We start from the raw sequence: 8,142 nt of genomic DNA on the forward strand, positions 1-8,142 counted from the left end.
AGGATCAGGGCCCACCCCTGGGCCCGGCCCCCGGCGCGGAGGGGGGTGCGCAAGTAGGCGTGGGGAACCCCCCCGATCACGACCTCCCCCCTCATGGAATCGGGGGGTGGGGGATCCCACGGGCTCGGGAGGCTCGTTCCGAGCAGTTGGCCCTCGGGCCCGAGCAATGCCACATCGGCTCCCAGGAGGGAGGCCCAGCGCTGGAGGACGGAGGTCTCCAGGGGAAGGGCCACCACGATGACCTCCTCCACTCCGTTGGACCCCTCCCGGGGGCTCGCCGCGGCCAGCGCCGCCCCGCCTCCGGGAAGCGCCTCGACCGACGCCGCTGGGACCCCGGAGAACGCCTTCTCGAGGAGAAACTCCCAGCCTCCCCGGCCCCTCCAGTACGCCCGGTTTCCCATGCCGACGACCTCGAGCCCGTCGTGGGTGAGCCAGCGCATGGTGTACACCTGGAGTTGGCGCAGGGGCCGGGGATCGGGGCTGGACGACTGGACCCGGGCCACCTCGGCCAGGATCCGCGTGCGGAACACGAGCGACTCCTCCGTCGCCCGCAGGTGGCTTTCGAGGCGGGCCGCGGTCTGGCGGAGCCGCAGGTCGAGGTTCGTCCGGTAGAAGGCCGCCGTGGAGATCCAGGTGACGCCCAGGCTCAGGAGCCCCAACCCGGCGACCAGGGCGCCGAACGAAACCAGGAACCGGCTGCGCAGGCTCGTGGGGCGGATCATCGGTACTGGAAGTAGTTGGCGAGTTCGGCCGAGAGGGCCTGCACCATCTCGTAGAGGGGGGCGTAGTCCTCGTCGGTGGTGGGAAGGAACCGGTCGGCCCCGAGGTCAATCAGGGCCTTCTTCCCCTGGGGGGACTCGTGCATGGAAAGAAGGAGCGTTCGGATCTGGCGCCGAAGGGAGGGGGACACCGTGGGGCCGGCGACGAACCCGTTGGACGGCACGGGCTTCGACGCGGCGAGCTCCCGGAGCCGGCCCTTGAGCGACGGGTCTTCCCGCACCATCTCCCTCCACACCAGGTCCTTCGCCGCCGCGGCGTCCACCTCGCCGCCGAGGAGTCTGCGGAGGGCCGCCTCGTGGGATCCGGCGTCCTCGAAGGCGGCGAAGAACGTCTCGGGCGTCCCGAGCCCCCGGCGCTTGAGGGCGTACATCGGGAAGATCTGGCCTGCCGTGGTGGTGGGCCCCGCGTGGGCTACCTTGCGACCCTTGAGGTCCTCGAGGGACCGGAGCGGGCTCTCGGCGCGCACGTAGATCACCCCCCGGTACCGGGAGATCCCGCCGTAATCCGGCCGGGCCAGCACCTCGGCCCCGGTTTCCACGTGGGCCACCAGGTAGGCGAAGCTGCCGGCGAACGCCGCGTCCACCTGGCCCGTGCGAAACGCCTCGGTGAGATCGGTGTAGCTGGCCTGGTGCACGAGGTCCACGGGGAGCCCGAGGCGCGACTGGAGAAACCGGGCGAGGCCCCCGTATTTCGTCTCGAGGGCCACGATGTTTCGCATCGGCGGCACCCCGATCCGGAGTTCCCGCCGGACCGGCACGAGGCCCCTCGCCTCGGCGAGTTCCTGGGCGGCCTGGGTTTTCAAGAACTCGAGGAACCGCCGGGGCGTCGAAAGGGGTTCGGCCCGCACGGCGAAGATGACCGGTCGGGCGAGTCGATATCGACCGGTCCGCACCGCCTCCGGGTCCGGGTACACCCCGTCGAGCCGGAGCACGCGCACGTCGGGCTCGAGTTCCAGGGCGTCGCGAAGCGAGGTGTATCCCAGGGCCCCCGGGTACATCCGCAGGGCGTGGGACATGTCCTGGGGCGCCTCGAGCACGGTCGCGCTGGGGCTCACGGCAAGCTCGGCGAACACGGTCTCGTCGAGGAGTTTCCGGGGGGAGGTGAACGGCGGGCGGTCCAGGAGCACCACGGGCAACCGGGAGCCGCCGACGCCGGACCAATCGGGGATGGACCCGTCGTAGAGCCGTCGGAGTTGGAGGGTGGTGAGGCCGGTGATCCCGGCGTCGGCGTCGGCGGCGAAGACGAGGGGGTCGAGGGCGAAGGGGTAGACGTAGAGACCGGCGCGCTCGTCGGCGGAAGGCTCGCGGGTCAGGTAGGCCACGTCGATCTCCCGGGCCTTGAGGGCCTGGATGGCGGCGCCGGAATGGGTGGAGGGCACGTGCTCCACCTGGACCCCGGGGTGGGACGCCTGGAACGCGTCGACGAGGGCCTGGGCGAGATCGCGGGCCGAACCGGATCCGCCCAGGCGGAACCGTTCGGGCGGGGACCCGCCCCCGGGAGCACAGGCCCCGAGGAGAACGGCAAGAACGAAGAGAACGGCTGCGGTTCGGCTCATGGGCTCCCGCTCTCGTGGGAAAACGCGACGCCACCCCCTTCGTTTCGGCGGCAGAGGGAAAGAAGTTTACCATGCCAGAACGGGTATGCGGAGTTGATGGAACCCAGAAGGTCACCCCCGGGGGGGCGGCAACGGGGAAAACGGGTTGCCCTGCTTTGGTGAACCCGCAAATCCGTCGCCGGGGATCGGCCCGGTCGGCCCGAGACGCCCCCCGGGTCGGGCCGGCCCTGCTCAGGGGAGCCTCGTCGCTGGGCCGGCCGCAGCCGAGCAGCGGCCACGAGGAGGGTCCATGCGATTCGCCGACATCACCGGCTGGGGCAACTGTGTCCCCCTCCGCCGTCATGACCAACGACGACCGGGCCACCTTCCTGGACGCTTCGGAGGGGTGGATCCGCACCCGTTCGGGCATCGAGCGGTGGCATTACAGCCACGTGATCACCTGCGAGATGGCCCGGGTCGCTGCCGAGCGTCGAGTGCTACCTCGGCCCCAACGGGGCAGGGAAGGGAAGAAGGCGCAAAAAAACCGCCGGCCCGAGGGCCGGCGGTTTCGTTTCGGTGGTGGGCGAGGCGGGATTCGAACCCACGGCCTCAGGTTCCGGAGACCTGCGCTCTATCCAGCTGAGCTACTCGCCCGCCGAAGGAAGCGCGTAGTTAACCACAGGGCGGCACGGATTGCAAGAACTTTGGCCCGCCCCCGGCTGCGGGCTATTCGCACTTCAGGATCGCGTAGATTCTGCGGTTCTTCGCCCGTCCCTCCTCGGTGTCGTTGGAGGCGATGGGCTGGCTCGCGCCGTAGCCTTCCGCCTTCATCCGGGCCTTTTCGATCCCGTACTTCTCGTTGAGGAGTTTGACCACCGCTTTGGCCCGCCGCAGCGACAGGTCCAGGTTGTACTGGGGGGTGCCCACGTTGTCGGTGTGGCCCTGGATGATGACCTTGAGTTCCGGGTTTTCCTTGAGGTACTGGGCCACCCGTTCGAGCTCGGCGTAATCGGCCTGCTTGACCACGTCGGAGTCGAAGTCGAACTGAATCTGGAGTTCGACGCATTTGAGCTCCTTCACGTCGTCGGCCGGGTCGAGCGGGTTGGTGCCGGCCACCTTGACCTCGAGGCCGTCGGGCACCGACCCCTTGTCGGTGTCGGGGTCCTTGGGGTTCGTGCCGTGCTTGGCCACCTCGTCCCCGTCGGTGAGCCCGTCGCCGTCGGTGTCGGGGTTTTTCGGATCGGTGCCGTACTGGAGCACCTCCTTCCCGTCGGCGAGCCCGTCGTCGTCCGAGTCCGGGTCGTTGGGGTTGGTGCCGTACTTCTGGGTCTCATCCCAGTCGGTGAGCCCGTCGCCGTCGGAGTCCTTGAGGCATCCCGTCCGGTCCACCGGGGCGCCCATGGGCGTGCCCGGGCACTTGTCCTCGTGGTCGGCCACGCCGTCGCCGTCGGTGTCGATGGGGCAGCCCACGGCGTCCACCGGGACGTTCTTCAGGGTCCCGGGGCAGCGGTCCTTATAGTCGGGCACTCCGTCGCCGTCGGAGTCGGGGGGAGGGGCCGGCTTGGCCATGGCCTTCTGCTTGGCCTCCCAACACGCCTTGGTCTTGGCCAGGAGGTCGTCGGCCGCCCGTTCCGCCGTCTGGAACTCCTCGTCCACCTCGGCCCCGCCGTGGAACTCCATGGCCTCGTGTCGCGCGTGGGCCAGGAGCGCCTCGGCCGTCGCAAGTTCCCGGGGGGCGCACTCCATGGCGTCCATCTTCTGGGCCTCGCCGATCTTCGCCTGGATCGCGGCCACGCGATCGGCATCGGCCTTCGAGAGCGGCCGGATCGCTCCGCAGCCGGCCGTCAGGGCCAGGGCCCCGGCCCCGAGGAGGGCGCCCCAAAGCAGATTCCATGTCCTCATTGGGCACCTCCTTTCGACGTGGCCAGGGCTTTCTGGGCGTTCTCCAACGCCACCCCGGCCCACTCCTTGGCGGCAGACCAGTCGTTCTCGTCCTTTTCGTGCTCCGCCAGGTCCAGGAACGCCTGGGCCTTGTAGAACTCGTAGGGCGCCTTGGCTTCGGCCCCGGCCGCCTTGGCCTGGGCCAGGGTGTCGTGGGCTTGGCCCAGGGTGCCCAGGGTGGAACACCCGCCGAGCAGCCCGACGGCCGCGAGGGCCGCCAACCAGTGCCTTCGTCTCATGGGTTCCTCCTTTCTTCCGATTGCATCGCTTGGTTTACGGATGTGGCCGACCGTCTGCCCAAAGCACCGCACCTCCTTTCCCCAATCCGGGCCCCGGTCGGAGGTGGCGAACACGGTAACGCGGGAATTTCGGCCGTCAAGGAGGTCGGGTATACTGGCTAGGCGGCTGGGCGGCTGGGCGGCTGGGCGGCTGGAAGGCTGGAAGGCTGGAAGGCTGGAAGGCTGGAAGGCTGGAAACGGCGCGGGCGCTGGGAGCCGGGGCTGTAAGGCTTTCGGCATTCCCGCGTTCTAGCCTTCTAGCCTCTCAGTACCGGAACGACACGCTGAACCGGAGACGATCATGCGGGTGAAGGTGAATCTGTACGCCGGTCTTCGCAAGTTCGCGCCGGAGGGCAAGGCGCCCTTCGAGGTGGAGCTCCCGGAAGGGGCGACCCTGGGGGAGTTGATCGCGCGGCTCGGCATCCCGGAGGAGAAGCCTCGGATCCTGCTGGTGAACGGGCGGCACGCCGACCCCGGGCGGGAGCTCGCCGACGGCGACGAGGTGGCGCTGTTTCCGCCGGTGGCCGGGGGGTAGGCCGGTCGGGCGGCGGGTCTACCGGGGCGGGCGAAACCGGGCCAGCACCGGGGCGTGGTCCGAGCCCGGGTCGTAGGGGTCGAACCCGGGGCCCTCCTGGGCGGGCCGGAGCCGCTCGTTGTGCACCTCGGCCCCCAGGAAGTGGGGAAGGAGGGATTGGGAGATCAGGATGTGGTCGAGCATCTCCCTTCGGCCCCGGTACACCTGGGTGAACCGCCGGTCGGCCGGGATCGCCTCTTCGCAGGCCACGAGTTCCATCGGCGTCAGTGAGGGGCTGTCGCAGGCCCGGGCGTCCCCCGCCACGATCCGCAGGCCCTCCGAGTCCAACGTGTCGTTGAAGTCGCCGAGCACGACGACCCTCGCCTCGGGGTCCCGCCGCAGCAGGTGGTCGACCGCACGCCGGATCTGCACCGCCTGGCCCAGCCGCTTGGCCTCGGTCACGAGCCGCCCTTCCCCCGCATCCCCCAGGCTCTGCCACCGGTCCGAGGCCCCCTGTCCCTGGAGCTCCCGGGTGTAGGAGGGGATCTTCGATTTCCAGTGGACCACGATGAGGGTCATGGGAAACCCGGGCACCTGCCACTCCACCTGGAGCGCCGGCCGGCTGAACGCCCCCCGCACCCGGACCTCCATGCCGGCCTTCCGGTCCACGACCTCGAGGTCGATCCCGGCGGCCACCGTTTTGGCACCCGCCAGCGGATAGCGCGAGAACACCCCGCACCGTAGCGGGCTAGACCCCCGCTCGGCCAGGACCACGTGGGGATACCCCAGTCCGTCGAGCAGCGGTTCCAGGAGGTCGGGATCCAACAGCTCCTGGAACGCCACGGCGTCGGCGTCGAGCCGGCGGATCGCCCGCCGCAGGGCCTCGAGGTGCCGGGGCAGGCGCTCGCGGGCCTCCGGGGTTTCCTCGTCCGGGCGGACCCCTAGGTTTTCTAAGTTGTAGGTGGCGAGCCGAAGCTCCCGTACGCCGCTCATCCGTCCTCCCCCGCATGGGCCAGGGCCCGGTCGATGGTGGCGAGAAGGTCTCTCGCCGCTTGGAACCGGGAGTCCGCCCGGGCGACGCCCGCGGGATCCACCAGCACGAGCCGGGGGATCACCCGAACCCCGAAGGCCGAGATGGCCTCGCCGTTGCGGTCGAGGAGAATCCTTCCGGCGTACGAGCGCGGCGTCCTGCGAACGTCGGCGCGAACCACCTCGGGGGGTTCCCGCAAGAACACCTCGACCACCCGCACGCCCCGTTGCCGAAGGTCGCCGGCGATCCGGTTGAGTTCCCCCACCTCGTCCCCGCACTGGGGGCACCAGGTCGTCCCGAACTTCAGAAGGATCCATCCGGACCTCCCGCCGAGGAGATCCTCTTGCCGGCCGTCCAGGGTCTCCAGCACCAGGTCGGGAACGGGGTTGCCCACACCCGCGTACCGGGCCTCGGTGGACGCCCGGAACGCGCAGAGCAGCGCGGCGACGGCCACGGCGAAGACGATTTTGGAAACTCGGCCCACGGTCGTGCCTCCTTGCGGGAATGAACGGCGGCCGCCGGGGTTCCGCCCCGGGCCCCCTAGGGCGCCCTCCGGGGGGCGGAACCGCGGGTTTGTTCCATTCTGGCCCACGGGCCGCTCCGGCGCAAAGCGTTTTGGCTCACCGAGCCAGGAGGATTCGTGTCCCGACCGCGAGGAGCACGAGGCCCAGCGCCGCCCTCAGGGCTCGCGGCGGGGCCCTCCGCCCCCACGCCGCCCCCCACCGCGCGCCGGCGAGGGCGGGCACCCCCGCCAGGAGCCAGGCGGGAAGGTACAGGTATCCGATCGCCCCGGGCATCGGGTTGCCGCGGGCGAACCCGAAGGCGACGTAGCCCGCGGCCGCCGTGGAGGCGGAAAAGACCATGATGCCGGCGGCGGTGCCCGCGGCCCGGTGGGTCGGGAGACGGCCGGGTCCCGCCAGGAGGGGCACGAGGAGAACCCCGCCGCCGATCCCGAAGGCGGCGGCGACGGCCGCGGCACCGGCGGTGAGAATCCGAAGGCCGGTGAGCGCGAGCGCCGGCAGCGGGGGGAGGATTCCGCGCGCCCACTGGCCCAGGCCGAGCACGATCAAAAACACCCCGAACGCCGACTGGATCGCCCCGGGGGCGGCGGCGATCCCCAGGGCGCCCCCGGCCGCCGCGCCGAGGACCACGAAGGGCGCGAGCCGCCGCACCAGGCGCCACTCCACCTGGTCCGCCCGGGCCTGGGACCGCAGGGCGGAGATCGCCGCCAGGAGGACCACGGCCTTCGAGGTGCCGAGGGCGGTGGGTACCCTGGCCGCAGGGTAGCCCAGCCAACGGAACAGCTCGAGGAAGGCCGGAGCCAGGAACACCCCGCCGCCGATGCCCAGGAATCCGGCGGCAAGCCCGGCCCCGAGGCCCAGGGGGGGAAGGATCGCCCAGGTCATGGGGGGGCGATCGGGGTGGGGCTACCCCCCATGGACGACCACCTGGACCTTTCGGGTGCGGGGCCCGTCGAACTCCGCGAGGAAGATCCCTTGCCACGTTCCCAGGGCGAGCCGGCCCCCGACCACGGGGACCTGGACCGACGAGCCCACCAGGGTGGCCTTGATGTGGGCGTCGGAGTTGCCTTCGGTATGGCGGTAGGGCCGGTTCCGGGGGACGAGCTCGGAGAGGTGTTGCAGGAGATCGGTCACCACGTCGGGGTCTGCGTTCTCGTTGATGGTCACCCCGGCCGTGGTGTGGGGGACGAACACCGTGCACAGCACCCCGCCGCGCCGCTGCACCACCTCCGCCACGGCTGCGGTGATGTCCACGAGGCACTCGCGACGGGGTGTCTTCACGGTAAGGGTTTCCATGCGGAGTTCCGTCTGCGGTCTTCGGTCGCCGGTCGTTGGTCTGGGGCCGCTGGGTTCCGGCTCATGCCCCCAGCGCCCGGCCCAGGTCGCGGGCGCGGGAAAGGAGTTCGGGGTGCCGCTCTACGGCCCCGGCCTCCTCCAGACCGGGGGCCACGAGGGCGGTGGGCTCGAAGCCATACGACGTGAGCACCCGCTCCAGGCTCCCCAGGGTCCAGGCGTAGGCGTCGGGATCCGGGTGCCCCTGGGTC

General features: G+C 70.8%; 10 protein-coding genes and 1 tRNA gene. 1 reads left to right on the forward strand and 10 read right to left on the reverse strand.

What is annotated here, in order from left to right:
• From ACY0I8_RS14215 to ACY0I8_RS14235, 5 genes are all read right to left on the reverse strand, one after another.
• Window positions 1–722, reverse strand: a 722-nt coding sequence (locus tag ACY0I8_RS14215) for a hypothetical protein (RefSeq protein ID WP_461395291.1), incomplete at its 3' end; no start/stop codon positions are given.
• Window positions 719–2,335 (reverse strand): phosphate/phosphite/phosphonate ABC transporter substrate-binding protein, encoded by a 1,617-nt coding sequence (phnD, locus tag ACY0I8_RS14220; protein ID WP_459940054.1) that lies wholly within the window; start codon window positions 2,333–2,335, stop codon window positions 719–721. The genes ACY0I8_RS14215 and phnD, both read right to left, overlap by 4 nt.
• 556 nt (window positions 2,336–2,891) lie before the next feature.
• Window positions 2,892–2,968 (reverse strand) — tRNA-Arg (locus ACY0I8_RS14225).
• 72 nt (window positions 2,969–3,040) lie between these two features.
• Complete coding sequence (locus ACY0I8_RS14230) at window positions 3,041–4,216, reverse strand: OmpA family protein (RefSeq protein WP_459940053.1); 1,176 nt, start codon at window positions 4,214–4,216, stop codon at window positions 3,041–3,043.
• Window positions 4,213–4,494, reverse strand: coding sequence for a DUF4398 domain-containing protein (locus ACY0I8_RS14235; RefSeq protein WP_459940052.1), 282 nt, complete (start codon window positions 4,492–4,494; stop codon window positions 4,213–4,215). The genes ACY0I8_RS14230 and ACY0I8_RS14235 overlap by 4 nt, the downstream gene beginning before the upstream one ends.
• 340 nt (window positions 4,495–4,834) lie before the next feature.
• Between ACY0I8_RS14235 and ACY0I8_RS14240 the strand changes: the two genes are divergently transcribed.
• Entirely contained in the window at window positions 4,835–5,068 is a 234-nt protein-coding gene (locus tag ACY0I8_RS14240; RefSeq protein ID WP_459940051.1) for a MoaD/ThiS family protein, read from the forward strand.
• Between the two features lie 18 nt (window positions 5,069–5,086).
• Here ACY0I8_RS14240 and ACY0I8_RS14245 read toward each other — a convergent pair whose 3' ends face one another.
• From ACY0I8_RS14245 to ACY0I8_RS14265, 5 genes are all read right to left on the reverse strand, one after another.
• On the reverse strand, window positions 5,087–6,040 hold the full coding sequence (locus ACY0I8_RS14245) for an endonuclease/exonuclease/phosphatase family protein (protein WP_459940050.1): 954 nt from the start codon (window positions 6,038–6,040) through the stop codon (window positions 5,087–5,089).
• The gene (locus ACY0I8_RS14250; RefSeq protein ID WP_461395292.1) at window positions 6,037–6,561 is read right to left on the reverse strand and encodes a TlpA family protein disulfide reductase; all 525 of its coding nucleotides are present in this window, start codon (window positions 6,559–6,561) and stop codon (window positions 6,037–6,039) included. The genes ACY0I8_RS14245 and ACY0I8_RS14250 overlap by 4 nt, the downstream gene beginning before the upstream one ends.
• Window positions 6,562–6,697: 136 nt before the next feature.
• Window positions 6,698–7,483, reverse strand: a complete 786-nt coding sequence (locus ACY0I8_RS14255) for a sulfite exporter TauE/SafE family protein (protein WP_461395293.1) — start codon at window positions 7,481–7,483, stop codon at window positions 6,698–6,700.
• 21 nt (window positions 7,484–7,504) lie between these two features.
• Window positions 7,505–7,894, reverse strand: coding sequence for a secondary thiamine-phosphate synthase enzyme YjbQ (locus ACY0I8_RS14260; RefSeq protein WP_461395294.1), 390 nt, complete (start codon window positions 7,892–7,894; stop codon window positions 7,505–7,507).
• Window positions 7,895–7,955: 61 nt separating this feature from the next.
• The coding region (locus tag ACY0I8_RS14265) for a hypothetical protein (protein WP_461395295.1) at window positions 7,956–8,142 on the reverse strand (187 nt) is incomplete at its 5' end.

The sequence above is a fragment of the Deferrisoma sp. genome (assembly GCF_054681715.1).

Excerpts from the sequence above, each read along its gene's own strand:
- ACY0I8_RS14245 (WP_459940050.1), bottom strand. The coding sequence starts at position 6,040 with ATGAGCGGCGTACGGGAGCTTCGGCTCGCCACCTACAACTTAGAAAAC.
- ACY0I8_RS14230 (WP_459940053.1), bottom strand. The coding sequence starts at position 4,216 with ATGAGGACATGGAATCTGCTTTGGGGCGCCCTCCTCGGGGCCGGGGCC.
- ACY0I8_RS14235 (WP_459940052.1), bottom strand. The coding sequence starts at position 4,494 with ATGAGACGAAGGCACTGGTTGGCGGCCCTCGCGGCCGTCGGGCTGCTC.
- ACY0I8_RS14260 (WP_461395294.1), bottom strand. The coding sequence starts at position 7,894 with ATGGAAACCCTTACCGTGAAGACACCCCGTCGCGAGTGCCTCGTGGAC.
- ACY0I8_RS14240 (WP_459940051.1), top strand. The coding sequence starts at position 4,835 with ATGCGGGTGAAGGTGAATCTGTACGCCGGTCTTCGCAAGTTCGCGCCG.
- phnD (WP_459940054.1), bottom strand. The coding sequence starts at position 2,335 with ATGAGCCGAACCGCAGCCGTTCTCTTCGTTCTTGCCGTTCTCCTCGGG.
- ACY0I8_RS14255 (WP_461395293.1), bottom strand. The coding sequence starts at position 7,483 with ATGACCTGGGCGATCCTTCCCCCCCTGGGCCTCGGGGCCGGGCTTGCC.